This is a genomic window from Pantoea graminicola, from assembly GCF_048452665.1.
GTDB lineage: Bacteria > Pseudomonadota > Gammaproteobacteria > Enterobacterales > Enterobacteriaceae > Pantoea.
The window spans coordinates 69,442-95,199 of record NZ_JBLWSJ010000012.1; the positions used below are offsets into that span (position 1 = coordinate 69,442).

32 protein-coding genes and 2 pseudogenes are annotated in these 25,758 nt (G+C 56.5%); 2 read left to right on the forward strand and 32 right to left on the reverse strand.

The window, feature by feature from the left end; translation table 11 throughout:
- Positions 1-4: 4 nt before the first annotated feature.
- From ACNY69_RS20605 to mobA, 14 genes are all read right to left on the reverse strand, one after another.
- Complete coding sequence (locus ACNY69_RS20605) at positions 5-469, reverse strand: lytic transglycosylase domain-containing protein (protein ID WP_418799999.1); 465 nt, start codon at positions 467-469, stop codon at positions 5-7.
- A gap of 66 nt (positions 470-535) precedes the next feature.
- Positions 536-1,129, reverse strand: a complete 594-nt coding sequence (locus tag ACNY69_RS20610; RefSeq protein ID WP_418800002.1) for a type 4 pilus major pilin — start codon at positions 1,127-1,129, stop codon at positions 536-538.
- A gap of 20 nt (positions 1,130-1,149) precedes the next feature.
- Positions 1,150-2,265 carry a type II secretion system F family protein gene (locus ACNY69_RS20615; RefSeq protein WP_418800005.1) on the reverse strand — a complete coding sequence of 372 codons (1,116 nt, stop codon included), beginning with the start codon at positions 2,263-2,265 and terminating at the stop codon, positions 1,150-1,152.
- Positions 2,258-3,781 (reverse strand): GspE/PulE family protein, encoded by a 1,524-nt coding sequence (locus tag ACNY69_RS20620; protein ID WP_418800008.1) that lies wholly within the window; start codon positions 3,779-3,781, stop codon positions 2,258-2,260. The genes ACNY69_RS20615 and ACNY69_RS20620 overlap by 8 nt, the downstream gene beginning before the upstream one ends.
- Positions 3,782-3,785: 4 nt before the next feature.
- Positions 3,786-4,364 carry a type IV pilus biogenesis protein PilP gene (pilP, locus tag ACNY69_RS20625; protein WP_418800011.1) on the reverse strand — a complete coding sequence of 193 codons (579 nt, stop codon included), beginning with the start codon at positions 4,362-4,364 and terminating at the stop codon, positions 3,786-3,788.
- On the reverse strand, positions 4,351-5,655 hold the full coding sequence (gene pilO2, locus ACNY69_RS20630; protein WP_418800013.1) for a type 4b pilus protein PilO2: 1,305 nt from the start codon (positions 5,653-5,655) through the stop codon (positions 4,351-4,353). The genes pilP and pilO2 overlap by 14 nt, the downstream gene beginning before the upstream one ends.
- Positions 5,656-5,664: 9 nt before the next feature.
- The gene (pilN, locus tag ACNY69_RS20635) at positions 5,665-7,293 is read right to left on the reverse strand and encodes a PilN family type IVB pilus formation outer membrane protein (RefSeq protein ID WP_418800016.1); all 1,629 of its coding nucleotides are present in this window, start codon (positions 7,291-7,293) and stop codon (positions 5,665-5,667) included.
- A gap of 25 nt (positions 7,294-7,318) precedes the next feature.
- Positions 7,319-7,756 (reverse strand): type IV pilus biogenesis protein PilM, encoded by a 438-nt coding sequence (gene pilM, locus ACNY69_RS20640; protein ID WP_418800019.1) that lies wholly within the window; start codon positions 7,754-7,756, stop codon positions 7,319-7,321.
- Positions 7,756-8,838, reverse strand: coding sequence for a TcpQ domain-containing protein (locus tag ACNY69_RS20645; RefSeq protein WP_418800022.1), 1,083 nt, complete (start codon positions 8,836-8,838; stop codon positions 7,756-7,758). The genes pilM and ACNY69_RS20645 overlap by 1 nt, the downstream gene beginning before the upstream one ends.
- Positions 8,839-9,206: 368 nt before the next feature.
- Positions 9,207-9,590 carry an HNH endonuclease gene (locus ACNY69_RS20650; RefSeq protein ID WP_418800025.1) on the reverse strand — a complete coding sequence of 128 codons (384 nt, stop codon included), beginning with the start codon at positions 9,588-9,590 and terminating at the stop codon, positions 9,207-9,209.
- Between the two features lie 562 nt (positions 9,591-10,152).
- Entirely contained in the window at positions 10,153-10,359 is a 207-nt protein-coding gene (locus ACNY69_RS20655) for a TraY domain-containing protein (RefSeq protein ID WP_418800028.1), read from the reverse strand.
- A gap of 225 nt (positions 10,360-10,584) precedes the next feature.
- A complete protein-coding gene (locus ACNY69_RS20660) occupies positions 10,585-11,136 on the reverse strand; it encodes a helix-turn-helix transcriptional regulator (protein WP_418800031.1) in 552 nt (183 codons plus the stop codon).
- Between the two features lie 109 nt (positions 11,137-11,245).
- The gene (gene traI / locus ACNY69_RS20665) at positions 11,246-13,207 is read right to left on the reverse strand and encodes a TraI/MobA(P) family conjugative relaxase (RefSeq protein WP_418800035.1); all 1,962 of its coding nucleotides are present in this window, start codon (positions 13,205-13,207) and stop codon (positions 11,246-11,248) included.
- On the reverse strand, positions 13,204-13,548 hold the full coding sequence (mobA, locus tag ACNY69_RS20670) for a plasmid mobilization protein MobA (protein WP_418800038.1): 345 nt from the start codon (positions 13,546-13,548) through the stop codon (positions 13,204-13,206). The genes traI and mobA overlap by 4 nt, the downstream gene beginning before the upstream one ends.
- Before the next feature lie 243 nt (positions 13,549-13,791).
- Here mobA and ACNY69_RS20675 point away from each other — a divergent pair, with 243 nt between their 5' ends.
- The gene (locus ACNY69_RS20675) at positions 13,792-14,115 is read left to right on the forward strand and encodes a hypothetical protein (RefSeq protein WP_418800041.1); all 324 of its coding nucleotides are present in this window, start codon (positions 13,792-13,794) and stop codon (positions 14,113-14,115) included.
- Positions 14,116-14,155: 40 nt separating this feature from the next.
- Here ACNY69_RS20675 and ACNY69_RS20680 read toward each other — a convergent pair whose 3' ends face one another.
- The 13 genes and pseudogenes from ACNY69_RS20680 to ACNY69_RS20735 all read right to left on the reverse strand — a co-directional run bounded on the left by ACNY69_RS20680 (position 14,156) and on the right by ACNY69_RS20735 (position 21,617).
- The gene (locus ACNY69_RS20680) at positions 14,156-14,281 is read right to left on the reverse strand and encodes a DUF5983 family protein (RefSeq protein ID WP_418800044.1); all 126 of its coding nucleotides are present in this window, start codon (positions 14,279-14,281) and stop codon (positions 14,156-14,158) included.
- A gap of 38 nt (positions 14,282-14,319) precedes the next feature.
- A pseudogene (locus ACNY69_RS21695) lies at positions 14,320-14,502 on the reverse strand (DUF5983 family protein); the annotation flags it as partial.
- Positions 14,503-14,610: 108 nt separating this feature from the next.
- Positions 14,611-15,021: a hypothetical protein gene (locus ACNY69_RS20685; RefSeq protein ID WP_418800047.1), complete on the reverse strand. Its 411-nt coding sequence runs from the start codon at positions 15,019-15,021 to the stop codon at positions 14,611-14,613.
- 11 nt (positions 15,022-15,032) lie between these two features.
- On the reverse strand, positions 15,033-15,380 hold the full coding sequence (locus tag ACNY69_RS20690; protein WP_418800050.1) for a hypothetical protein: 348 nt from the start codon (positions 15,378-15,380) through the stop codon (positions 15,033-15,035).
- 87 nt (positions 15,381-15,467) lie between these two features.
- Positions 15,468-16,040, reverse strand: coding sequence for a hypothetical protein (locus ACNY69_RS20695; protein WP_418800053.1), 573 nt, complete (start codon positions 16,038-16,040; stop codon positions 15,468-15,470).
- Positions 16,037-16,186, reverse strand: a complete 150-nt coding sequence (locus ACNY69_RS20700) for a hypothetical protein (protein ID WP_045834345.1) — start codon at positions 16,184-16,186, stop codon at positions 16,037-16,039. The genes ACNY69_RS20695 and ACNY69_RS20700 overlap by 4 nt, the downstream gene beginning before the upstream one ends.
- A 373-nt stretch (positions 16,187-16,559) precedes the next feature.
- A pseudogene (locus ACNY69_RS20705) lies at positions 16,560-16,811 on the reverse strand (DUF905 family protein); the annotation flags it as partial.
- 772 nt (positions 16,812-17,583) lie between these two features.
- Positions 17,584-17,901, reverse strand: coding sequence for a HigA family addiction module antitoxin (locus tag ACNY69_RS20710; protein ID WP_283216845.1), 318 nt, complete (start codon positions 17,899-17,901; stop codon positions 17,584-17,586).
- A gap of 39 nt (positions 17,902-17,940) precedes the next feature.
- Positions 17,941-18,255 (reverse strand): helix-turn-helix domain-containing protein, encoded by a 315-nt coding sequence (locus ACNY69_RS20715; RefSeq protein WP_045834423.1) that lies wholly within the window; start codon positions 18,253-18,255, stop codon positions 17,941-17,943.
- Positions 18,248-18,592: a toxin gene (locus ACNY69_RS20720; protein WP_278708904.1), complete on the reverse strand. Its 345-nt coding sequence runs from the start codon at positions 18,590-18,592 to the stop codon at positions 18,248-18,250. The genes ACNY69_RS20715 and ACNY69_RS20720 overlap by 8 nt, the downstream gene beginning before the upstream one ends.
- Positions 18,593-18,645: 53 nt before the next feature.
- A complete protein-coding gene (locus ACNY69_RS20725; RefSeq protein WP_418800058.1) occupies positions 18,646-19,398 on the reverse strand; it encodes a plasmid SOS inhibition protein A in 753 nt (250 codons plus the stop codon).
- Positions 19,395-19,841 (reverse strand): conjugation system SOS inhibitor PsiB family protein, encoded by a 447-nt coding sequence (locus ACNY69_RS20730; RefSeq protein WP_418800061.1) that lies wholly within the window; start codon positions 19,839-19,841, stop codon positions 19,395-19,397. Before ACNY69_RS20730 ends, ACNY69_RS20725 begins: the two co-directional genes overlap by 4 nt.
- Before the next feature lie 93 nt (positions 19,842-19,934).
- The gene (locus ACNY69_RS20735) at positions 19,935-21,617 is read right to left on the reverse strand and encodes a DUF4942 domain-containing protein (RefSeq protein ID WP_418800064.1); all 1,683 of its coding nucleotides are present in this window, start codon (positions 21,615-21,617) and stop codon (positions 19,935-19,937) included.
- Between the two features lie 576 nt (positions 21,618-22,193).
- On the opposite strand from ACNY69_RS20735, the gene ACNY69_RS20740 reads away from it, so the two are divergent.
- Entirely contained in the window at positions 22,194-22,529 is a 336-nt protein-coding gene (locus ACNY69_RS20740; RefSeq protein WP_418800067.1) for a nuclear transport factor 2 family protein, read from the forward strand.
- A 142-nt stretch (positions 22,530-22,671) separates the two neighbouring features.
- Here the strand turns inward: ACNY69_RS20740 and ACNY69_RS20745 are convergent, their stop codons facing one another.
- The 5 genes from ACNY69_RS20745 to ACNY69_RS20765 all read right to left on the reverse strand — a co-directional run bounded on the left by ACNY69_RS20745 (position 22,672) and on the right by ACNY69_RS20765 (position 25,406).
- Complete coding sequence (locus tag ACNY69_RS20745) at positions 22,672-23,067, reverse strand: DUF1380 family protein (protein WP_418800070.1); 396 nt, start codon at positions 23,065-23,067, stop codon at positions 22,672-22,674.
- Between the two features lie 53 nt (positions 23,068-23,120).
- On the reverse strand, positions 23,121-23,543 hold the full coding sequence (locus ACNY69_RS20750) for a DUF1380 family protein (RefSeq protein ID WP_418800073.1): 423 nt from the start codon (positions 23,541-23,543) through the stop codon (positions 23,121-23,123).
- Between the two features lie 44 nt (positions 23,544-23,587).
- On the reverse strand, positions 23,588-24,025 hold the full coding sequence (locus ACNY69_RS20755) for an antirestriction protein (protein ID WP_418800076.1): 438 nt from the start codon (positions 24,023-24,025) through the stop codon (positions 23,588-23,590).
- 463 nt (positions 24,026-24,488) lie between these two features.
- Entirely contained in the window at positions 24,489-24,719 is a 231-nt protein-coding gene (locus tag ACNY69_RS20760; RefSeq protein WP_418800079.1) for a hypothetical protein, read from the reverse strand.
- Positions 24,720-24,752: 33 nt separating this feature from the next.
- Positions 24,753-25,406, reverse strand: coding sequence for a DNA methyltransferase (locus ACNY69_RS20765; protein WP_418800082.1), 654 nt, complete (start codon positions 25,404-25,406; stop codon positions 24,753-24,755).
- Between the last annotated feature and the right edge of the window lie 352 nt (positions 25,407-25,758).

Sequence of the window (25,758 nt, forward strand, 5' to 3'; positions counted from 1 at the left end):
GAGGTCAGCGGCGCGCCATGTAATCGGCGTAAACCTTGCGCGCATAGATCATGCGCCGGGCGGTATTGTCGTCGGCAAAGCCAGCGTTATAGCTGCCAAGACACTCCCATGTCACACCGCAGACCTGGAGGTGCTTGGCCAGAATCCAGGCACCGACCATAACGTTCAGGCAGGGTTTGGTCAGCAGGTCCTGCTCGCTCTGCAGCACGCCCATGGCACGCAGCTGCGGTACGTGCGTAGAATTAATCTGCATCAAGCCAAAATCCCGACTGGTAACCAGCCCTTTTTTATTGCGGTTATAGCCGATAGCTACAGGATTGAAGCCGCTTTCCACCTTACTGATAGAGCGCAGTAGTTGTGGATCTACGTGATAACGAGCGCCCGCTTCGTTATAGCAGAATGCCTGCGCAGAGCGGGAAGCGCACAGCATCAATCCGCTGGCCAGCAGCAGGATGAAAAGTTTCTTCATGATGTGTACCGGGGAAAGAACAGAGAACAGAACTCGGTGTAGGCCGGGGTTCCCCCGGCCTTCCCGTCAGGTATTACTGGTAAAGACCAGTGTGTTTGTTCCGGTAGAACCGCTGTCTGCTGCACACTGAGATGAAGCGACAGATGCGCTGACTGTGCCACTGGTTGTACTGCCGTTAATGCTGGTTGATGCGACGTTGTTAGCGCCACTCAACTTCTGAGACATCTGCGTGCATGCCTCCATCGGCACTTTTGTGTATGTCAGAGAAAATGCAGTCTTCGAACCGCCACCTGTACTGACCGGCGCGACGGTAATAGTGCCATTCCAGCGGTTAGTCATCGTTGCACTACCAGCTGACTTATCTCCTGTTATAGCGATTGTGCTGGGTACGCCGCCAAATTTAATCAGCGCGCCGGTCATATCAGATGATGAACTGAACTGATATGACCCGGCTGTTTTCAGGAGCCCTCGAGTATTTGTCATCATGTCACTGGCGTTCGTAATTTCCTCCGTATAATCAGAACGCCCAAACAGACTGTTGCCGCTGGAGATGTAGTAGATAATTGCCAGAAGGACCAGAACCCCGACGATAGCAGCCTCAGTCAGGTTAAAAGCGCCGCGATGAACGGCAGAGATAGTTTTTTTCTTCAGAGTGGACATATAAGCCTCAGAGATGATGGTCAGTGGTTGCCGATTAAGTCGCCCAAGTTTTGTGTAGCAATGAACGTGAGCAGCAAATAGCCAGCGGTGGTGAGCATTCCGGCTACCTGAAGTATCCGGGTCGTTCGTTTTATGCGGTTGATGGTTTTGCTGAGCCACATACGGGCAAAGTTTTCGATATTGTCTTCTCCCCCGGGACTTGCTGTCAGGAGACTCAGACGATCGATGGCATCACGTGAAGGGAATAAATAGCCACTATCTGCCAGTGCGAGTCCAAGATGTTTCCCACGAGCAACCTGACGCCTGGCCGCCGTCAGGCGCTCATACAGCCACGGCGTGGCATTGCGGCTGAGCATATCAAGTGCCTCTTCCGTGCGGACGTTTGCACGCAAAAGCGCGCTCAGGTTCAGAAGAAATGACACTCCCTGCATCTCACGGTAGAGACTCCAGGGAAAAAGATGGTCAAGGATGCGTTTACGCACAAGACCGGTTAATCGGGGTAAAGACCAGATCACCCATGCACTAAATGTTGCTAGCACGCAGACCAGCAAATACCGGTTATCGATAAAGAAATGTGTGACGCTCCCAAGCCACCACAGTGCACCTGTCCAGCTTTCGACTGGCACCATCCGTTCCAGCTGCGGAAGAAATCGCTCATACACCATTTTCATCATGTAGAACGTGCTCCCCATTAGCAGTGCGGGATAGCTGAGGTTTGAGATAGTGGTCGATTTCATCTCGCCCATACCCCTGACTACGAAAATTGCCCTGTGCAAAGCGCCCTGCAAATCTTTCGCCGCGCGTCCTGCCCGCAAAATGGTTGTTTCCTGAGGTGGAACCCAGCCAGTCAGCCCGGCTTCTATTCCTCGTCCGCGAGTCAGTGCGCGCCTGACGTCGCTGAGGCACAGAAGCATCGGATCATTCTTTCGCCGTCGGCTACGTTGCATGCCCGCGATAGCGTCCTCAGTCTTCTGGTTGTTCTCCAGCAGGAAAGCCAGGTCTTCATATAACGTCATGCGATCAGTAGTGCTGAAGGTTTTCTGTCCGATCCATCGGCCCAGCCCTTCTGAGCGAGCACTGCTTTTTGTAAGGGCTCCCTGAAGACGTGCACGCCACTGGCGAAAGAAATCATTCATGACCGCCTCCGGTCAGATAAAGGGCAACCGTCTCAGGAGGCAGCAGATTAAGGGCGTCTTCATCGAGCGGACTGAGCTTATCTGCATCGATGGGGTCAGCCTCCCCGGCCGCGATATAACGCATAAGGTGTGCTCCGCGCGTAATACCGCCCATGTGATGAACCCAATAGCTTCGCGCCGCGAGCTTGCCATGATCGCGATAGAGCTGCATAAAGCGGGCGTCAGGACGGATGACTTCCGCAATAACCTTGCGCCCGGTGATACCGCGCCAGCAGCCCGGTGCGCTACAGCCTTCATGGTTGCGAAACGCAACGGTTTTAGTGTCGCATTGGGTCTCAACCAGCTCGCGGTCGTCTTCTGAAAGGGTATCTCTGACGTCTGCCCACCCTTTTTTGCAGGATGGGCAAAGCATCTGTACCAGGCGCTGCGCGATGAGGCCAATAACTACCTGTGGATCCAGGACCATCCCCGGCGCTATGCCCAGCGTATCGGTCAGGCGATCAATGATGCCGGTTCCGTCATTGGCGTGCGTCGTTGTCTTGACCAGCGTTCCACTCTTTGCTTCGCTGATGCTGGCATTAGCAGACCAGGTATCGCGTATTTCCCCGATCACCGCGGCGTTGTAGTCCAGTCGCTTGAGTGCAGAAAGGCGACGCTGCCAGGCGCGGGTTACAGATTCAGGATCGTTACGGTCGGCTATGATCGTTGTCTGTATAGCTCCTGGCACCTTACCTTCAACCGGGTCTTCCACAGTTATCAGCCTGCGCTTACCACCGGTCATCTCTACATACATCTGACAAAAGGTCCGCATTGTGGTGCTTTTGCCTGATCCTGTGGGGCCTGCCGTGATGATGATGCCCTCAGGACGCTTAAGCATTCGACGGATCAGCTTCTGCTGTTCTGGCAGGTAACCCAGCGTATCCAGTGAGGGAATGTCCTGACTTTCATCAAGAATGACGCGTAATACGACGTAAAGGCCAGATTCTGTAGGCACAGCTGAGTAGCGCGCCGCATAAAGGTTCAGAGCCGACACGAACTCATTACGCAAGCGTCCGTCCTGCTCATCGGTTTCACTGAAAGCCTGAGGCGCAACGTCACACATAGACATGACGATGGTTGAGGCAAGGCTCATGCCCTCCTCAACGTCCAGCTCGGCTTGCAGTTCAAGATCACCGTGGATGCGGAATACTACCGACGTAATGTTATCGGTTCCGATGAGGATGTGGATGTCAGAAGCGTGCAGTTCCCCTGCGCGACGCATGAAACTCACAACTTTTTTCTGCTCCGGCGACCAGTCGCCTGCGGTGGCGATGCCAGCGCGACCAGTCTGCTGTCGGCGCAACTCGCTCAGGTGAACAGGTTGTATATCAAGATCCGGGATCTGGCGCCGGGCGCGGGCAATTTCTGACTGCACAGCCGGACTGGCGCGGTGTTCGGTTGAAACGTACAGTCTCACCTGCTCCGGATTTCTGTCGTCCAGGTGAAGCAGATTCACAGTTTCTTCGCTGAATTCCATACGCTTACCCCGCGAATGCCAGTGAGACGAGCCCTTTGTCAGGGCTGCTGACCGTCACCTCACCGAATGTGATTTTAGCTACCGTCCAGGCTGTGCCAGGAATGCGGCTGCCTGCCTGCACGCGAACCTGATTTCCGCCGTCAAGCTGAAGGGTTGCGGAAAGCTGTTGTCCGCCGGATATCTCCACAATCAGCGGCAGCGCGCGACTTTCCTCCGCCGGTTTCGCAGCGGCACTGTCCTTCGTCGGTGTGGCCGGCTGCGGATTAAAGGGGCCACCCAGCACCGCGTCATAACCGTTTTTTTGCAGTTCATTGAGCGCCTTAGCCTGTGCAAGCTGGAACTCATACAGCACCGTTTTGGTCTGAATATCCTCAAGACGTCCGAAGCTGTTGTCCTGCGCCACGGGATCAGCTTGCCTCACGGCTTCAGCTGGGGATGCAGGAATGCCAGCACCAATCAGGGCATTCTCCTTTTTAACCTCATTCTGCGCGGCCGGCGGCACTGATGCCGTCGGGCTGGCAGCAGCCAGCTGGCTGATGAAAAACGCGGGCAGCAGCAGGGGGCGCCACTTATTTCTCTGCATAGAGCATTCCTTCCAGGGTATAGGTCAGCCGGCTGCTGTGCAGCTCGGCCTTTACGGAACTCAGCCGCAGTCCGTTGCCCGGGAAACGCGAGGCGTCAAACAGCCGGTCCGGCGGGATATCGGTAATGAACGTAAAGCTGTAACGCTTCCAGGGCAGCGGGATCTGGTCCTGGCCGACAGTCTGAGCAAGCAGGGTTGGTTCACTGAAGCGCAGGTTCGCCCGCAGGCGTTGCGCATAGCTGGTCATGCGTCGCAGCTGCTCGTCACCAGGCAACAGTGCCTCGGGCAAGACCGGAGTGAAACGCACAGATTCTTTAAAGGAAGCGTCGTCAGAGGGGCCGGGCATGTTGAAAATAGCCTGCATACCTGGACCGTAAAGCTGTGGCAGCCGGGCGGCAAAGTCACCGACCGTTCCGCCATCCGGCAGAGCATAGTGAAGCGTGAGCTGTCCCGTTGACTCGCAGATAACCTGGCTGAATACCCAGCCAGCAATCGACAGCGGCGCCTGGCGCCACTTCTTCACGCACGCGCTGAGCATGCCTGAGAAGTCCGGCTGACCGCCCCAAGGCTTAGCCAGGGTGGCGGGCTTGAGTGCTGCCGCCTCACGGGCGCGGGTCAGTTCAGCCTGTACCCACGCGTCATGCTGCGCTTTCTTTCTGACTTCAAGCCAGTGGTTGCCATACCAGGCTGCGGCCACACAGACCACGCCCAGTAGCAGTAAGCGGGATGTTGTACGACTGTCAGTTTTATTCAGCAGCGCTCGGGACGGCACAGTTGCTGGAAGCAGAGCTGCAAGCGGATCACGGCGTGCATCCGGCATCTCCAGCATTGAATCCGGGTCGAACACTACCCAGCCCGCAGAAGGCGCTGGCGCCGCGTCCCGGAATTGTTCAGCTGCCCGGAGAACGGTGGCAGCATCGCCCGTCACATCGCCATAGGGCGAGGGGTGACCGCCGGTAACTGCCATGAACCAGTAATTTCCGCCAGGAAGTAGAAAAATGCCCCAGCAGTCGGCAGGTATGCTCCCGAGCACCGCTGCCGTAAGCGAGGCCGGGCGTTTACCCTTTGGCAGGCCTGCCGCGTCGTCGGCAAGCGCGCCGAGCCAGGCCGCCGGCTCATCAGCCGTACCCGCAGGCAGAGCCAGCCAGTAGCTCGCCAGTTGATCCCGGGCCTCAATTCTCATGCGCCGGCTACCCCGCGCAGCTACCCACTGCCAGTGCAGGCCAGCAATCAGCGCGTATTTCCCCGACGGGACTGCGCTGATCGTCGGCTGCATCAGTTCAGAAGCCATAACGTCTCCTTATCCCAGCACCACAGGTGTCACGAGAATGATGAACATGCGCCGCCCGTCGTCGCCGCGCGCGCCGCCGCCCAGGCCAAAGAAGCTGTAGCTGCCTGTTCCCTGCCGGTTAGCGGAGTCACTTAACTGCTCATAGCCACTCAGTACCAGCGTCTGGCCGGACTGAATGATCACTCGCTGAACAATGGTTTTAGGGGTTGTCTTGGCCAGCTGCGCGTTCTGGCCACCGGAAGTAAATGACGTGAATGTCGGGTCGTCCGACATGCTGATGGAGAATTCCAGCTGCATTTTTGGAGAGTTAGGGAACAACAACGGCAATGCAGTCATGTTAAAGCCGGTGGTGATCGTTGCTGTGGTAATTGAGGTACTGGTCCCGACGTTCGCTGTCTGGCTTGTGCTGATATTTGGTACGTAATCCTGTTGAATGGCGTTCTGTACCGGCACGGCAGACAGGTTAGTGGTTAGCGCCGAGGCGGAGGTAACCACGCTGAGCTTTGCCTGCTCATCGAGGGCTTTAAGAAACGTCTGCGTGCCCTGGCCTTTGCCGTCCAGAATCGCCACACCGCCGCTCAGCGCATCCGCTGCAGCACCGGTAAACGGGCTGGTCAGTGACATCCCGACACTGCCGGTGTTCAGTACCGCATTCCAGTCAATGCCCAGCTGGTTCTGATGACGATTCTCAATGCTGAAGACCTTCACCGAAATCATCACCTGACGGTTAAGCTCGCGGTTGCGATCGTCTATGTAGCGGCCAATGGCATCGAGCACGCGCGGCGTATCGGTAACAGTAAGGACGCCGGCTGACAGGTTGAGACGTCCGGAGCCCGGTGTCAGCATCGACTTCACCGTATTTTCCACATCCTTAAAAATGTTAGATTTGATGGTCGCCGTTGTAGTCTGACTGGTGCTGTTGTCTCCTGTGTTACCGCCACCTCCGCCGCTGGTCCCGGTAGACGTCGTTGTGCCGCTCACCGTTTTCGAGACGAAACTTGCGTCGCTGTCCATAAAGTTGATGGCGAAGTTTCGGGTATCGAGCCAGAAGATAGCGATATGTCCGTACTCGTAGCGCCAGGACAGACCAAGACGCGTGGTCACGTTGTCCAGCAGGCCGCTGAGCGAGCCATTCCAGCTGACGCCGCGCAGACCGCCCTCGCCCTGAGGCACTGCAACCGGCTGACTGCTGGTCTGTCCCATTGCAGCCAGCGGCACCATACCGCTGGCATCTGGAGCTGGTAGCGGGCCGGAAATTTTTTCTGTTTTGCCGCCACCTCCACTGCCAGCCATCGCTGCCTGTGCGTCAGGCGTTACAACAACCGGAATGCGGCACTGGTCAGTAATGAAGGAGCTGACGTAAGCAAGCGACACCATGCCCGGGCGGTTGATTTTGATCGCGCACGGAGGGAGCTCTGAGCGCTGCCCGGCAATTCCGCTGATGGGAACCGGATTAATCCACTGTGACGTCAGATCGCGCACAACCTGACCGCTCTCAAGCGCGCGTTTATGAGCATCGGCCTGCGCCTCGGCGGCGCCCGCCCGTTTTTCAGTGGCATCCACGCGATCAAGCGTGCTGCAGCCGCTGGCCAGCAGGCAGAGCGCCGCCGCCGCGGTTAGCCGGTGAGGTAATTTCATTGCTGTATCCTGTAAGAAAGGGAAGTCAGTTAACCCATACGACGCTGCCGTCGGGTATGGCGGAGGGAACGGTAAGCTGCATATCGGTGCCACTATTGTCGAGCAGGCGGCGAGAGACTACGTGTCCTGCGAGGGCGGATTGACGGGTCTGCGTCAGCAGCGCCGCCATCAGCCCGGGTTCTCCGGCGCGCCACACGTATGTTCTGCCGCCGGCGATCACGTTACTGAGGCCCGAAACGCTCTTCCAGCCTGTGAGCTGCGTATCACTGACGCTGACGTTATCCGCCGTGGGGTTAAGATAGCGCCAGTCGTTGATGCGGTTCATATAGCGCACCATCTGAGTGGCCCGGAGACTTTGCGTCTGGTCCTGCAGCTGCCCTGCCTCATGCACGGCCCGCTGGTCAGTGGAAAGTCCGTCCAGCAGGAATCCTGCAAAGATAACCAGCAGCCAGTACATGAACATTAATGAACCTCCTTATCGTCCACCGACACCACACACTGAGCGGTACGTGTTCCGGCGTAGAGAGGCACCTTCGCCGTACCGTAGAGTATGAAAAGTTGGTTCAGCATTTCGCGGAAACTACCGTCAAAGGTGAGCGGTGCATCAACCCGATAGTTGGTCGGCGTCAGCCAGGCGACGGTCCAGTTTTTAATACCGGGCACGGTACACGTCTCTGTAGCGGCCTGACTGTAAAGCCAGTCCTTCACTGTGCTGCCGGTTTCAATGCGCCAGTGACGCACCTGAACCACTTTCGGTGTGATAACAGGCACAATGGGGATCTGTGATGAAGCAGGTAAAACCGGCACATTAGCAGCACTGGCCGCTTTTGCTTTAGCATCGTCACGGAACGGATTACGCCCGGGTACTGTCTGAGTAACGTTTTTTACAGGCGCCGCCGTGTCCGATTTACCGGGTGCCATTGCCGGCACTGGCTTGTTCGACCCCACAGCTGGAATGGGCGATGACAACCCCTTACCAGGTACGCGCGTTGTCTGCGCGCGCTGCGCAGGCTCAACGGTAACCGTGCCCGTTTTCTCGTTAATGGTCGCTTTCAGGCTGCGCGTAGCCAGCAGCTTATTGATGACGAACGGCCAGCGATCGTTACCCGTCCACTGCCATAGCTCCGGCGCGTCTGCGGAAACGGCCTTATCAAACACGACGGTATGCCCGGGCGGGACGATTTTGCGTAGAGCTGCACGGAGCGTTGGCGCCACGCCACTCTGCCGCACAAAGCCGTCTGCAGGCCCAGCGCCAGCAGTTGACGATAGCGAAAGCGTGCCCTGTGGTTTCTGAAGTGAAGCCGGGGCGACAGCCGGACGTGATAACAACGGCACTGATGCTTTCACGCTTGCTGAAGACGCAGGGCGCTGCGCTGAGGGGCTGCTCTGGTGTATGCGGTACTGCATGGCGCTGATGTCAGCCGCGCTGCGCGAGAGCATGCCCTCCACCACGCTGCCCGACGGCGGCCCGGTGATGACCGCCTGCTGGGCACAGCCAGTCAGAAACAGAGCCGGAAACAGCCCTGCCCGTTCAATAAGTGACATAGAGAAGACTCCGGATAGCTCATGGCCGGCACTGTCTGCCCGGTGGCCTCAGGCTGCCCGGGATTGACTGTGCAAAAAGCGGGATACCCGCCATTCAGAAGGGATGTTGCAGCGCCGGGTGCCTCCCGGTGTTCTGGCCAGACTGACAGACGCCAGAACGGTGTTATTAGACTCTACGCATCGTATTAAAAGAAATTTAAGCCGATGTCAGTCTGACCGCGTGCGCTGGCCGCAGGTCCGCTGCAACGAAAAGCGCACTGGCCGATCAGGGCAAATGCGCTTTTCGATGAGGCGTATTATTTAATGAAAAATGCCGGTTACTTAGCCGGCATGGTGATATTTATTCAGGTTCGAGTGAGGCGCAGATATTAGGCTTGTAGGCTGTTACGGTGTACTGACGCAGTGTAAGGTCGTACGGTTAAGACTGTTGATCCCAGTTGACGTTCAAACCAGAACTGCACTGGCTCTTTCACCTTACAGACCAGACCAAAGCGCAGAGCCGTACGAAAATTGATACTGCTACGCTGTGCCCGTTCAACCTGCTCTGCCAGGATGGCTCTGAAAGCCTCAGGAGTGGCGTTGCCTTTAGCTATACGACAGTCTCTGCAAACTGCCGCAAGCCCACTGCTTATGTACTCCTCGTCAATAAGTTCTGCATGCCAGCCCCGAGCGGGCAGCTGCTCACCACAATATACGCAGCAGCCGCCAAACTGGTTTCTCAGAGCTTCGCGTTTGTTTTTAGATAGATTCACGATTCACCCCAAATTTCAGCCCGTGCTTCGGGCATCAGCCATTAAAGAAAATTAAGTCGTTCCGGGCTTACCCACTCATTTAAGTGGGTAAGCACAGACTTCTATATGTCACTGTGCGTTATGTGGGTAGTTACTGTCAGGGACGCCCGTTCACGACCGCACTCACGTGCAGGGCTAATCTTCTCCAGATACAGGTTGCCCGACGGATCGCCCCGGGGCCTGAAATGGATACATCGCATTTGTACGTAGGGGTATAACAGCACCGCCACAATTCCGACTTTGCACTGTCCCGGCCAGTGAAGTGAGTTAATAAATCGAACAGTCACTCCTTTCGCTGTCCCGCCTCCCGGCAGGTTCCCCTGATGTATTGCAGGCCATGACGTAGCCTCCGGACATCTTCCGCACATCTGTAATGCATGTCGGCAAGAGAGGACCTTGAGATCAGGGTAATAACGGGCACGTTGTTAAAGAGCGGCTTGCCTAAAACAGGCATAGGAAAGCCCTGCGCACGAGCGCAAATAAGTAATAACTGGCCGGAATTAATCCGGCATTGGTGAAGGTTTTATTCTTTGTTTATTGCGATTACCGGGAAACGAAGCCCTGGTGAGGCGAGATCGGTAACTGATTCAAGTGAGTCTTCAAGACGAACTAATGCTTCCCTGGTTTTACTCCGTCCTGATCGGGCAGCAGACTCAGCCAGAATTTCAGCTTTCTCAGGTGATAACTTTAAAAGCAGTGATAATCCTTTAGTTGTCACGTCAGCAGCCATGAAAGCCTTCCATTTAAAAAACTGTATGTTTTGTGTAAGTCCCGCTATTAAATAGGATTTGTCCTAGGTGTGAAACTACCTCTGACAGGTAGTAGTAATTAGAAGTCTGTGACCTTTAGCAGATAAAAGTGTTATAAATCATTAATTTAACAAAATACTGAGTATGTTAGCACCCCTTACCAGGGGTGCTATAAAGGCTAAGTTTTTCGTAATAAAGACTAATATTTAGTGTTTAATCGCTGGACCTGAAACTAAAACCAAATTAATAAGCAGCTTGCTTAAAATGTATATCCTGAGAGCACTTAAAGAAGGAATCTGAAGAGCACTTAGCGCTCCATCGATGGCATTCCTGATATCTTCAGTCGCTACTCCGACCACGTCAGCTATCAGCTCAAAAGTTAAACCACAGACAAAATGAAACACATACGTTGCTTGTCGTAAGGAGAGTTCGGGAACAAGCGGAATAAAGGCTTCTTCTGAGAGAGGGATTGATCCGAATGAGATTGAGCTTTCAAACTGCGTGTTATTTGAACTACCACCCAAAATAATTCGGCTCAGAAAAACCATTCTTAGAGTTTGTAAATTTCCAATCTCAAGACGTTTTTGAGCTGCTTCGAGCGATTTCTTTATTGTTTCCGGTGAAACTCCGCGCAGTTCACCTATTTCTTTGTAAGTAGCACCCGATGCATACAGGCAAGCATCAGTGACCTGGATTTGTGTTAGTTTAGGAAATAGCTTGCACAATTGTGCATATACAATAGGATCCACGGCAGCCATGGCAGCCTCCTAGCAAGGTTGTTATGGTTAGCTGGTTGTACAGGGGTCCAGCCTGTGCAATCAGCGTCTAAGCACTTCAATTTGAGTTATGTCTTCGTTATAAATCTCCTTATGGTCGTGGTAAATCTATGTTAACAGGGCGAACAATTTCGTCGTCACTGTGTTGAGGTTCGGCCCGTTTAAGTTCAGGCTGAACATTCTGGTTCTTCAGACTTTCTTCCGTAGCATGTACGCTGGTCATCAGTTTCGGGTCGCTGACTTTGAATACGTGACCGTCATGTTTATTAATGTTCCTGACTACTCCGGAATACAGTACGCGGTTAACAGCCTTTTGCTCTCCGATCAGGATTGTATGATCGCCACTGCGCCACGCGGTCAGCTCGGCGGCCAGGTCATTGTTGTAACGATCGGACTTGCTGTCGGCCGCAGGATAAATTTCAACCCTGTCACCAAAATCGGTAACAGCCGGCTTCCCGTCACGGAGATAACTTACCGTTCCGTCGCGGAGCAAACGTGTCTCATGCTCACTTGATTTGAATGTTGGTACATTATCGCCCGGGCCATAGTGGATAACGGCATTCGGCACCGGCCACGTATTTTCTTGCTGACGTGCAGCCCGTTTCTCACGGTAAGCCCAGCCGCGCATCTGACTGAGCGCCGCTGCGTCACCCCTTACAGCTTCACGCTCAACCCATGACTTCCAGCTTAGCGGACGGCTCTCACCCTTATCTTTTAGTGCCTGACGCTCCTCGCGCAGCTGCAGACGCAGTTCAGCCATCGCTTTCATCTTTTCAAACTCTGCTACGCGATACATCAGCTTGCGCATGAGAGGATCCCTTACGGTGCCACGTACATGCGCTTTAACCACAACATAGTGTGAAGCTATCTGGCGGAAGCGTTCGCCTGCGCGCAGGTCTGTTTTCTCCCAGCCGGTACGATAAGCCTCATAGCGCGCGCGCAGAATGTCGCGGGCTACAGCTCGGGCTTCACGACGTTCACGTCGGGCTTCCTGATCTCGCACGTGCAGCTGCGGCATGTAACAGGTTTGCATATTCAGCCTGCCGTCCTCAGGACGGTCAGGATTGTAAACAGCAGGTGCGGGCTGATATGAACCATATTGACTGAGCATTGAATTCAGGCTGATGTCCGGATGCACATCGGAGGCTTTAACACTCACACCTTCAGGATCCATAAGGTCATAGATAGCCAGACCACCGCCCTGCTCACGCAGACCCAGTCCGCGTGTATACAGAATATTATGCAGATGATCCCAGCTCATTTTTTCCTGCTCAATCGCGTCAGATAACATCTGTCGAACTTCACGAATCGCATAGCCGTGAAGGCTTTCTTTATCAGAAAATATTTCACGTTTTGCTGCGCCTCGAGGAGCTGAAGGCATGTCACGGCGGGTGCGGTGCAGGTCGCCATACTCATCCATATGCCAGCTGCCGTTATCAACTTTAAAACCAAGTTCGCGCTCCAGCACGCGGCAACACTTCTGCAGTTGGTCAGCGTCGTTCCACATGTTCTGCGCGCGGAACGTTGAAGGATGAACGCGGTTTGCCGATACGTGACAGTGGATATTGTCGGTATCGCGGTGAATAGCGGCTACATACTGATGTTCTTCCATGCCCAGCTGTTTGAGGCTGTAGCGCACGGAACGAAATACTGCATCGGGTGACGGGTCCTCTTCTTCCTGCCAGGACAGAATAAAATGATATACCGCATCTTTGCAGTGGCGGTTCTGTGAGGCAGTCATGTCCATTTCTGACGCAGCTGTTTCAAGAGACCAGCAGTTTGTTTCACATAGCACTTCACCGGAGAGCACGCGCTGAATGCCCTCCGGTGAAATGCTGACGATATCCGTAGTCGTTGCTGCAAGCTTACGTCCGACATAATCAACCAGCTGGCCAAATCCTGGCGTAGCGACGTACTCAGCACCAGTGACAGGAGCTGCATCGGGTGACACGGTTTCACCCGGTTTCTTTTCTTCACGCGTACTCACGTAGCTGACCAGCTTTTTAAAGCTTGTCTTTTTATCGCGACGCTTCGGCGGGATAATCACATTCATCTGTCTTTCATGTCCTCGACTGGCACCGGCGTCATGTCCAGCGTATTAATAGCGTGCTTGATACTTGTCAGCACCTCTGAAAACTGGTGGCTTAATTCGGTTGTCATGTTCGTCTGCATTTGGGTGTACAGGTGTTTCTGCAGGCCACCCAGACGCAGCAACTCGTTCATCATACGTACATCAGTGCGTACGGTGATGCGTCGGTTAAGTGCCGTACGGCGCAGGTACTCAGAAGTCGTCAGCCCGGCTGCTACAGCTTTCTTGTTGATGGCCTCATACTCGGCCTCTGTGCAGCGGCACTTAACCAGTTTTTCCCTCTGACGCTTTTCACTTTTCGACATAACTCAACCTTGGCACATTACCCGGGTCTCGGGGCGGAGCCCTGAGCAGGTCGTTTTGGGAATCACTGCCAGCGTGCTGGCGGTGGTCACAAAACATTTCCTGTCCTGTGTTTTAATCAATAGTAAGTATTTTGCCACTTAGCTGCTCATAAGTAAACCAGCGTCATGCGAGGTGATGGGGGTGGAAATGGTGGTAAAAATCCAGCAAAATCGGGGCTTTACTATTGCGAAGGAAGAAATGAGATGGCGGCACGTAATGTTTTCACCCAAGAGCAGCTGGATGAGGCGCGTAAGAAGCTGGAAAGCCTACCCGATTTGACGCCGCAGCGCATCACCAGAGAGGCGGCACTGGAAAATCTAAAGGACACCATTATGGTGCTGTCGAAAGAGAAGGGTTACACGGTAGCGGATATTAAGTCGGCACTGGATGCCATGGAGTTTCGTTTCAGTGAAAAGGCAATTTCCGCTGTTTTGAACGAGGGCGGTGGAAAGAAAAAACGGACTCTGCGTAAGACAGAGGCAGTACAGCAGAAAAACGCGCCGCAGGACAATCAGCCTGCATCATGAAGAATTCCGGCAGGGATAATGAGTGCCTGCCGGAATTATTTTACCAGTTGTGGACGCTGAATCCTTCAAACAGGTCAGCATCAGCGTCAAAGTGAATCACCGAAGCCTGGAGCTTTTCAGACCGAAAGGTGACAATGTGACAGAAGTCATCAGACAGCCCAGCCATCCTAAGTTCCTCAATCGCTTCCGAACTTGCTGAAAGTGGATCAGAAATCCGTACCGCGTGGGATGTATCCAGTGAAAGGCACCATCTTCGCCACTCAGCCTAGGTGCCAATGAGTCCAGAATCTCAGAATCGCGCTGCGTCATATGCGCATTACTGATAACCGCGCAGCGAAAAATTTCCGGTTCATTTGGCTTATTTTGAACATCATTTAATGATGTCATTTTTGCATACCGTCTGAGTGACGGCTCCCGATATCATGTGATTTTAATTTTACTTGGTTAGTTGAGCAGGCTCGTTTTTCGCCCGATCACGGAATGTTATTTTTCTTTTCAGGAGCGCAGAACCGTGAAGCCAATGTCAAAGTCATACACCGCTAACGGGTAGCGAACACCGACGTAAATTTTACGCCCTTCCGGTTCCTCGGTGGGCTCATCAATGACGGTCAGTGCCTGAAATTCATGCCCATGAATTCCCCCCGGTCCGGTGAACACGCCCCAGCGCCAGATGTAGTCAGCAAGGTCGTTGAACTGCTCTTGCGTGAGCGGTTTATCATCCGCAGTTTCGCTGTTTTCCAGCTGCTGAACCGCATCCGAAATTGCGCGTTCTGTGATGTTGTAGATTTGCGTGTACTCCTCATTTGTCAGCGGGCGGCCGAGGCTGAAGGAAACAGAGTCTGCAACCAGAGCCGCATAGCCTTCGTGCGAACTGTTCATGCCTTCCGTAATATCTGTGATGGTCATATTCATTTCATTCAGTCCCACTGTGCATGTTCATCGGATTCCGCATCGAAGTGCATCCGGGCGGTATTGAGCACGCTCACAAATGTGATGGCACCATCAACCGGCCAGCAGTGCGCGCACAGGTGCATAATGTCCGTCAGAAGATCGGTGACAGCGGTTTCTGCGGGTTCGGTGCTGTCGCCAATCCCCGTCTGCTCTGCGAAACCCAATAGTGTGGATGCCGCCAGGCTGATGCGGCGGGCGTTATCGTTCACCTCTTCAGAAGCTTCCGCACGCTGTGACAGCGCCTGTAAATCAAGGATGGTGAACGTTTTTTCAGAAAGTGAAGCGGTCAGTGAGTTGATAGATTCGGATTTCATTGTGAAGACCTCTGCAATGCTGTGACGCTCAGAACGGGACGGAAAAACAACGTCATGAGGCCGGATTCTTTCCGGCCCCTCTGCACATCAGGCGCAGACTTTGCGGTTATAAGTCACCTTAAAATCGGTGTATTTGGGACTGTCACGCAGCGGCTCCAGCCGAACCACGTTCTCCGCCACGCCGTTCATGGTCAGCACGCGCTCGATACCGGCGTGCCAGTCTTCTGCCGCGTTCAGTGGAAACCAGAGATTATTATTTATTCCACTCAGCAGCGGATCGGAACACACATGCACGCCGCGACCGTATCGGGTATTTTCGCTTGCTGTTACGATCAATTCGCCGCGCACCTGACGCGTAAATGACGCACATACCAGCTGCGTCACCACGTCGTCCCAGCTCCACTCCTTATCATCCGGGACAGGCAGTTCGACGTAGCGAAGGGACTTGCACCCTGCGCGCGCCATGCTCTGCGCCAGCCCTAATACGGAAGGCTCACCGCAGCTCGCGTCCGCGCCGGTGATCCAGTTCCCGTGGTGATAAAACGCTTCGTCGCCGTTATCCAGGCGGATAAAGGTGTATTCGCCCAGCACGCGGATAATGTCGTTCTGCGTAACGGGTGCCAGCGCGGAAGGTAAAATCAGGGGCGTTGCGATGCTCATGCCTGCACCTCCAGCTGCTGACGTACGGCCCGCATGAAGTGTGGCCACTGGTTAAAGGTCATTTTCGGTACGCGCACGCCACGTCCGCTATTGAAAGCTTTTACAAATGCCGTTGCCTGTGCGAGGATTTGAGGGTCAAAAATCATATTGCTCTCCTGAGAGTCTGGTCTTTGATAGGGCAGCCAGGTGGGACTGGCCGCCGTGAATTAAGCAGGGGCTACCCTGCTTTTTTTACGCCTGTACGTTACTGCTCTGCTCCAGCTCAGCGGTCAGCCACTGGCTCGCCTTCAGGAATGCTTTTTCCCCCTGAAGCCCGAAGTGCGCCAGCGCGATGCGCCCTGCTTCTTTCCACACTTCTGAATCATCAGCCGGAAGCATCATCTGATTTTCCGGCACCCGCTGCGCCACGGCTCCAGCCAGGTTGTTCAGGATATGGGCCATAAATTCCCGGCGCTGGGTGAGCGTGATCGCGACGTCATTCAGGTCGGTCAGCGCCGTCAGCTGGTCACGCAGGGACTGGCGCACGCCCTGGCTGTTGATGTACCTGCGCAGCCAGTAGCCCGCATCATGTTCAAAATCAAACGAGCGCCAGATAAGCGCGCCTGACGGCTCGCGCACGACCAGGCGAAAGTGGCTGCCCTGATCGTCCTCAATGAAAACATTGCTGAAAGCGGCCGTGACGTGAGTGGCCAGCTCGCGCGAAAATGCGCCGTCGCCCAGCGCCGCTACGCAGCGCATTTCGGTGGTGGTGCCCGTCTGGGTTGATGTCATGATGTGCTCCTGTCTGAAATTAATGATCCGGCTGACCGCCGCGCGGTGCCTGAAAAGCCCTTCTCTGACGCGGGTTTCTTCTTTCCGGTCTGGCCTTTCGCGGCAAAGGGCAAAGGAGCAACGACGAAGTGAGGGCATAAAGGGGCGACGACAAAAAGTTTTAGCGGCCCCTGGCGAAAAGTTTTTGGCGGCGTGCACTTCACCCCTTTCTGCCTGAACCGGCGGTGCTACGACCAGCCCTCCGCGCAAGGGCTGGCCGGAATGCAGGGAAGCGTCAGAAGGGACCTTTCAGACCGCTACGCGGGCTGGCCTTAAAGGCCCGGCGGGGTTTTGCCGGGACGGTGAAAGCGACGGCGAAGCCGGCAGCAGCCGTTGACCTCAGCCATCAGACCCTAGCCGTCAGGCACGGAGCGCGGCCTTTTGCGTTCCGGCGGAGCTTACCGGCTTTGCCGGTTAGCGCAGTAGGGCTCGACGACCCGGCTTGCCGGGGAGCCGAAGGGGGCCATGTTGTTGTTGCTGTTGCTGTTGCTGTTGCTGTTGCTGTTGCTGTTTAAGCATATTTTTATGCGGCGGGAAGTCAGAACTGACTGGAGAAAAACAGAAGCTGAACCGGGTCGGGAGATTATGGCCATACGCATCCAGGCGGAGAGGACCGGTGCGCCAGCACCGGTTTTCCCGGCCCGCAGGGCGGCGGTGTTGCTGTTCCGGGCTCGCAGAAAGCACAAAGCAAAACCGCGCCAGGCGGCGCGGTGTACGGTTATCTTTCGCAGGGTTACTTACCGGGCCGATTCTGTGCGTAAGCGGCCAGCACGCCCGGATGCAGGTGCACGCCGGAAACGTCTGTGGTTGCACGCGCTTTGTGCAGGTCGCAGGCGGCCTGCATGGATAACCAGAGGCGCGCCGCAATACCCATTCCCGCCTCAAGTCGCACCGCCATTTCCGGGCTGACCGGTGCTTTTCCGCTGGCGACTTTACCCAGCGCCGAAGCGGATACGCCCAGCGCCTTCGCCAGCGCGCGCAGCCCTATGTTGTTATCTTCGATGTATTCGGTGATCAGGCCGCCTGGATGCGGGGGAGTAAACATCGTCATCAGGCATCTCCTCGCGGTAAAAGTGCAGCGGTATGCTCTCTAAAGCTGCGCCAGCGTCTGCAGGGTTTCCGGGTTCTGCTGCACCATGCGGATCAGCAGTACGGCCTGAGCGTTCGGCTTAGCCCTGCCCTGCTCCCAGTTCTGATAGGTGGTCTCGCCCGTGTGCAGGTAGTGCGCGAAAACGGCCTGTGAAAGGTTAAGTTTTTCGCGCACGTCGCGCAGCTCCTGCGGCGCGATGGTGACGGGCTCGCGCTTGCTGACCTTGTAAGTCTTGAGCGTAATTTTTCCGTCCTGGTGATCTTTCAGCTCCTGCATGCCGGTCATCAGCTCACTGAAAATGTCGCGTTCAGTCATGTCTCAGCCCCTTTTTAATTACGTTCAGCGCCGCCGCCAGGGCGTCGCGCTGCTGTTTGGTCAGATCGTCACGCTGATCTTTATCGTAGATGGTAAACAGGATGAACTGGCCTTTTTCGTTGGTCCAGTAATAGATAACCCTGATCCCGCCACGGGTGCCCTTGTTTCGTCGCTCGTCCCGGAACCGGACTTTACGTAACCCGCCCGTGTCCGGGATCAGATCACCTTTTTCCGGGTCGGCCAGCAGCATGCTCTGAAACAGCCTGAACTGGTCATCATTCAGATAGTCGGCCCGGTATTTCTCAAAGGTAGAAAGCTCAATAAATAACGCGTGCATGGTTAGTCCCTATCCCCAACTAGAGGATATTATATCCCCATATTGGGGATAGTTCAATATTCATCAGTCACCTGTTCCTGATAAGAATGCGCCGTCAGCTTGTTTGGCACCAGCCAGCGGTTCATGCCCTTCTGCACGCTGTCCATGTGCAGCGATCGCAGGTGAATTTCTCCCGCCACTTCGCAGGCAATGTCTCCGGCATACGGCTGCAGGGTTTCCAAGCCGTTCAGCGACGGAAAGCGCCGCGCCCACGCAGCGATCATGTTCTTCAGATCGTTTTCCGGCACGCTGTCACACCAGGCGGCGAACCAGCCGCGCAGCGTCTCCGGCGTGCGAAATGCCAGCTCAGTTTCAGCCTGGCGGATGCGGTTCTCCAGCTGGCGTTCCTGATAGTCGGCGGCCTGCCGCTCCCGCCGCGCCGCGTGGCTGAGGGACTTATCTGCAGCGTGTTTCGCACGTTCTGCCCGGAGGAAAACGGCCTCCGGAAACAACGTGGTGGCCAGCTCGCCCGGCAGCGGCAGCGGGCATACCTCACCCGCCGTGCTGAGGAAAGCATCCAGCGCCCCTTCCCACTCGGGCAGCGGCGCGCGCTTTTCGCGCGGGCGCAGGTAAATGCCCCGGATGCGGTTCAGAGCCTGGACGCTGACGCGGCTCCTGCCGCTCAGCTGCTTCATAAATGCGGCGGCGTAGGGATGGCGGGCCAGCCGTGCCCCCCGCTGCTGCGCGTGCTCAACCACCGCGATAGCCTGCAGGGCGGCCTGACGTTCCGGCAGAAGGGTGACCAGAGAAAGTGATTTCGGGATCATGCGGCGTGCCCTCCCATCCGAAGCGCGGCGACCAGCTCACCGGCACCGGTGAAGCCCGCCCGCGTGTACTCTGCGATTTTTTCAAGCGTGGTGCGAAGCGTAGCAGGTTCAAAGCTATAGCCAGCGCTCAGCGGGACGCGCGACCGGGTGCGCGCATCCGTCAGCACCGCGCACCAAACCGGCGAATCGGCCGACGGGCTGACCAGCTCGACGGCAAGCCCGGCGGCATCGGCGAGGGTCAGCCGCAGGTGTACGGGATAGGCTCCGCCCCACTCGCCCCGCATCTCGCAGTCTGTGCGCCAGCTGTCCGGCAGCTGCAGCGCGTTCAGCACGGCACCGCTCAGGCGCTGGCGAAACGCTTCGCCCCGGTTGCGGTAGGCTTCAAAATCACAGCCGGTGAAGGCCTGCAGGGTGTTAAGCGTGAATTTTTCTTCCTGGGTCATGATGTTCTGCTCTGTCTCGGGGTTCAGTTTCCCGGCCCGTTTAGCGGGCCGGTGCGGTGTCCGGCAGGGTCGCCCCTGCCAGCCGGGCCGGGTTTATTCCGGCTTGTAGGCCATGAGGCGCACCACACGAACCCCGGTTCCCGCAAACATGCCCTCCATCGGCGCGGACCAGCTGCAGTCCCAGCCCGGCAGCAGGTTTTTGCGGTCGCTGCCTGCGGGCAGTATGGCCGCCAGGCGTCCGCCGTTCTTCACCAGCTCCGCCGCCGCGTTCAGATGCGCCACGGCGCGGCCTTTACTAAACGGCGGATTCATCACCGCCACGTCAAACCGCTGATCGGTCACCGATGCCCACGCCAGAAAATCGGCTTCGATCACGTTGTGGCCTTTGGCCTCCAGTACGCGGCAGTGCAGCGGCGAAGTTTCCACGCAGGTGGTCTGCGCCTTCGGCATCAGGTCGGCCAGCCCTCCCATGCCCGCGCTCGGCTCCAGGCAGGTTTCCCCCTCGCGGATGTCCGCCTCATCGAGCAGCTGCGCGGCAAGTTCGCCCGTGGTCGGGTAAAACTGATGCGTTTTCTGCTCCGGCAGCGCGCCGGAAAGCTGGATATCTTCCAGCGCCGTGGTCGGGTCGTAATCGAATTCAAACCAGGTAAAGGCGTTAATGTTCATCTTTACGCCGCCCAAGCTCAGCAGCACTTTTTCAGCTTCCGCGCGCGCAGCCGGGTTCTCATCCGAATAGCCCTTAAAGCGGCGGTTATAGGGGTTTGTCGTCACGGGCGGGCGCGGCTCTTCCCGGCGGTTGCGCTGCTCTGGCTCGGTGCGTTCTGTCTGGAGGTCACCGAGCAAGCTCAGTACGGAAAACGGCAGGAGGTTTGTGTGCAGCTCAAAGGTTTTCGCCTTCGTGCGCGGCTTCTGGCGGTGCTCCGCCGGTATGGCAGCCGGGTGCAGGAAGGCCAGAATGTCATTCAGGCGCCAGGCCATATCCGGGTGAACTTCAAGATGAATGGTGCCTTTCTGGAAGGCTTTGACGCGCAGCGCGCCCCCGTCGATGGCAACCCAATCGCCCGAACGGTCACGCGCAATTTTTAAAATTTTGTTGGTGGTGTTCAGGCCGGTTGCATCGCGCCCCATGAATTTCGCGATCACCTTGCGCAGGTCGTCCACGTAGCCGGTGCGGTCATAGTTGCACGTGCCCCACTGATCGAACATGCATTCAATAATCATGCGCTTGCTGAAGCCTTCCGGGCGGTTGGTCACGTGGCTGCGCGACAGGCTGCGAAAAATACCGTCAACGCGCTCGGAGAAAAATTTCTGCCGTGAGAAAAGCAGCTCGGTGAGCGTGGCACGCACGGCGTTCTCCTCAAAATCCGGCGCTTTCATCTCATGGATCTGATTGTTCCACTCATTGCGGCGATCGTTGGGCATGTACTCGTAAACGTCGGTCAGGCTCAGCGCCTGCTGCCAGAAATCGGCATTCAGTGACGCCAGCGCGCCGGGCAGGTCAAACAGCTTCGACACGGGCGGCACGTGGTAGCCCCGGCTGCCGTGGAGGTTGCCTCTCAGGAAGTGCCCCACTGCCTCATGATTGTCACCACCGCGGATTGATACGGACAGGTCATTCAGCTTTGTGCGCAGGAAGTTATAACGAGCCAGCAGGCTATCAATCAGATCGGTTTCAACGGGCGCAAAAAAGGTCTCTGAAATGACTTCCCCGGCGGCGTTGATCGGGGCGCGGTTGGTTGTTGCATCAGGGGTGACGTTTACGAGTGTGTTTTGCATGGCATAGCTCCTTAAATCCGGCTGAGTGGGTGCAGCACGCGCTGCGGACCCGAAAAAGACCTTCTCTGACGCGGGTTTTATCTTTCCGGTCTGGCCTTTCGCGGCGAAGGGCAAAGGAGCAACGGCAGACGACCGGAGTATGGGCGTCACCGGAGGCCGCAGCGCAAGCGAGCCGGGTTTATGGCGAGTGCGAACGGGCGAGGAACGGCGAAGCGTACCTATACGGCAGGGCGGATGAGGGTGCTACGAAAAGCCCTCCGCGAAAGACCAGGCCGAAAGGCAGTAAAAGCCGTCAGGGACCGCACGGCGGTCCTCCCTGGAGCCGCGGCGGCCCCTCTGCCGGGGCGGTGAAGGCACCGGCGCTAGCCGGTTGCAGGGGTTGCGTCAGCGATGGAAACTCGCAGGGCAGAGACGGCCTGCCGGCTCTGTGCGCAGCATGACAGCGCGCCCGGACGCTCGGGGTAAAGGACCTTTGGCTGTTAAACTGCCGCGGACGGAAAAAATTGTTGTCAAACGCCTCACAATGAATATTAATTCTTACATAAAGCATATAAATTCACTTGAAGAAGGATTGCCATGTCTGTCACACGCCCTGTTGCTGCACAGTTCGAGGCCTATAATGCGCATGATATTGACGCTTTCATGGCATGTTTTGCAGATGATTTCAAAGGCTACCGCATGCCTACTGAATCGCCCTCAACACAGGGCAAACCGGCGCTGCGCGACTTCTACATCAACAATCGTTTCAATAATCCTTTACTCAAAGCGGAACTGATATCGAGAACGGTGCTGGGTAACAAAGTGTTTGATCATGAATTTATTCACGGCCTGTCACCCTCTCCACTTGAAAGCATTGCCGTTTTTGAAATCAGTGATGATCTCATTTCAGCGGCCTGGTTCTATTTCCCCTGATCCCCGGCACTCAGCAGGATTGAGCATAACTGCGTGAAGCGCGCCGTCAGGCGCGTCTTCTGCCGTTATGCCGCCGCAGGCGGCGGGGTTTCGCCCGGGCCGGAAATGGCGGCGGGCTTCCCTGCCCTGCCTGCCCTCTTTGTTACTGGTTCATGGCGAGGCATGCGCGCCTGAGTGCGGCCTGAAGCGCATCCGTTTCTCTGCCTGCGCCTGCATCCGGCAGCCTGCCCGCCGCCTGCAACAGTATTTCCACATCGCTGGCCAAAAGCGTCACCAGACGGTTGCGCTGTGCGGCGGCATAGTGAATGTTGTCGGCAAGAACGCGGAGGGTTTCAGCCCCTACGCCCGCCTCATGCTGCGCCTCCCTGTCCCACGTGGCGAGGTCGCAGACGATCTCGGCGGCGGTTTCCTCCGTCAGGTGTTCATCACTGAGTACCTTCATTACGTCCTCTTTACGCCAGACGATCAGCGTTATCTTTTCCTCGCCCTGAAACTGCGATTTCAGGCGGCTACACAACTGGCTCACGGTTCCGTACATAGTTTTCTCCTTACCGGGGCGGCCCTGCCGCCCCCGTGCTATCAGATACAGATTTATTCGCCGCTCTGCTCTCTCAGCAGCGCGCTGATCCGAAAGAGCGCCGCCGTTTCCGCCGGGAAGCGGCGGGCAGATGCACCTTCTCCGTTCTGCGCATCCTCAAGCCGCATGAAGTCCCACGCCACCCTGATCGCCGTCTCAAGCGCGGCGGCGGGCACGGTCGCTACGCGGGCCTGCTTTTCCTCCTCACGGATATTTTCCAGCACGGCCTGGAGCGTTTCCAGGCTCACGCCATAATCGTGCTGTGCGTCCAGCCCGCTGATTTGCTGCACGATATCAGCGGCGGTTTCTTCCATTACGCTTTCGTCGTCAAGAACGGCCAGCACGTCCTCTTTTGTCCAGATAATCAGTGTCATAAGCTCGTCAGATTTGTAACGTTGTAATAATCGGGCACAGAGTTCATTAACGGTTCCGTACATGGTTTTTTCCTTTTAAACAGGGGCGGTATCACCGCCCCTGTTTATCAGTTCAGGGCGCAGAAAATGGCGGCGGCTTCGGGATGGGTTTTCACACACTCCATAAGCTGGCGGTGGCGCTGGCAGAAATGCGCACTCAGTTCTTCGTCGTCATGGCGGTCGTAAAGCCAGCTACGATGGTTCAGAACCAGCGCCGTGATGATGATCCCCGCCGCGTCGGCGCTGATTTCCAACTCTGTCCAGTGGTATGGATTGGAGTACATATAGCGTTCTTCACCTTCCGGCTTCATGTAACCGCCGCCGCCCGGCAGCTGTACGAAGTTCCAGACAGTACCGTCATAGTTCGCCAGGTAGCGGCTGGCGTAGAGGTACACGTTGTTTTCGGCCTGCGCGTAATCGTGACCAAACAGGGAAGGCAGAAAACGCAGGCTGACAAAATCGGCAAGAACAGACGCCGGCTGTAAAACGTGGGGTTGTGTGTTCATCAGACATCTCCGCAGTCAGAGGGGGTTAAGGTTCCGGCCTGTGCCGTGACTGAATGACAGCCCGGCGGAAAGCGGAGTGTTCAGGAGCGACACCGCAGGCCGCAGCGCAAGCGAGCGGGAGACGGGATTACGCACGGCGCTGGCGCGAATTTCTGAGCGGCGGCGCGACGGAAGTAAGCGCGGCGGAGCGAGTGCGAACGGGCGAGGATGGCGAGCGGAGCGATCTCTTGAACGCGCAGCGGCCGGGCTAAAGTGAAGTCACGGCACCGGCCGCAGTCCGCACGGTTCGGGTTTTCTGCCCTGTCCCGCCGCATGGCGGAATAAAGCGGCGCGCAGCAACATCCGATTTTCATTTGTCCACAATCCGGGTGCATAGCCTGGCGATAACCCTGTGGAAAAAAGCGCAGCGGCGGCAGTCTTCGCGCACAGACAGCAGGCGGTCATAAAATGACCGCCTCGTCCGTTATTTCAGGTGACCGCGCATCTCGGCAGCGCGCCGGTATAGCGCCACCAGTTCTGTATCAATCTGCTCGATCAGCATCCCGGCCATCTTCTGGGCCGGCGCCGCACCGCGATAAAGATGGCGCTTTGTCATATCCCGTAACCGCAGATGAAACTCGTAAAGCGATTCCTCGAGGTCGTTAATGTCGTCATTAAGCTGATCGTTGCCGGCCGTCAGTGTCTGGTCTGTCATGGTGCTGTCCTTATGGTCTGGTTGAGAAAAAAGTTATGCGGCATAAGCGGCACGGGCGGCGCGCAGTTCACCCAGGCGACGCAGGCCGGCGGTGTGGTACTGCTCCAGCAGTTCGATCCCGATCCAGCGGCGGCCGCACTGGTCCGCCGCGACGCAGGTCGAGCCGGAACCTGCAAACGGGTCTAAAACCAGATCGCCGGGCTTCGTGAAGGTTTCGATAAGCGGCTGTAACACACTTACTGGCTTTTCAGTGGGATGGTGCCGGTTACCCGTGTACTGCCAGGGCATCACGTCGGGTAAAGGCTTTGCCGGCAGCGGCGGGCGCCCTTTGGCCAGCAGGTAGGCGCTTTCATGCTGATACCCGACAAATGCCGATTTCGATGCGTACGTTTTGGTAAACACAAGGTGCCCGACGACGCGAAAACCCGCTGCTTTCCATGCCTGCATGAAGACGTCCACGCGGTTCCAGCCGTAGAAACTCACCGCCAGGCTGTCTTTTTTGAGTACGCGGAACATTTCACGGCTGGCCGGAAGCACCCATTCGTCGGTTACGTCGCCCGCGATCGAACGGCCGGAGCGGTCCTTAAAGCCGACGAGGTACGGGGGATCGGTCAGAATGAAGTCGATGCTGTTATCCGGAAAGCCGGCCATGATCTCTACGCTGTCGCCACGCATGAATCGGGACATAGTTATGCTCCTAAGTGTCGGGGGGCACCCCTGTGGTGCCGTGACCAACACAAAGACGGGCGTAAAGCGGAGCAGGCAGGGGCGACACCGGAAGCCGCACGCGCCGCCGGAGCGGACTGAATGTCCCGCGTACGGCGGGGAACGGGTGAGGATGGCGGCGAAGCTTCCCTTGCAGGCGAAGCGGCCCGTCTACCGTGAGGGCACGGCACTTTATCCCTGCCGGTTTCCGGCCGCAGGACGGGAAGCGGCAAAAAGAGCGGAGCGAAGCGACATCCTTGTATAATCAGCCACACAGAACAGACAGGTTCTGTATGTTAGAACCGGGGCAAAGCAGGCCGGCGACATCCTTTGG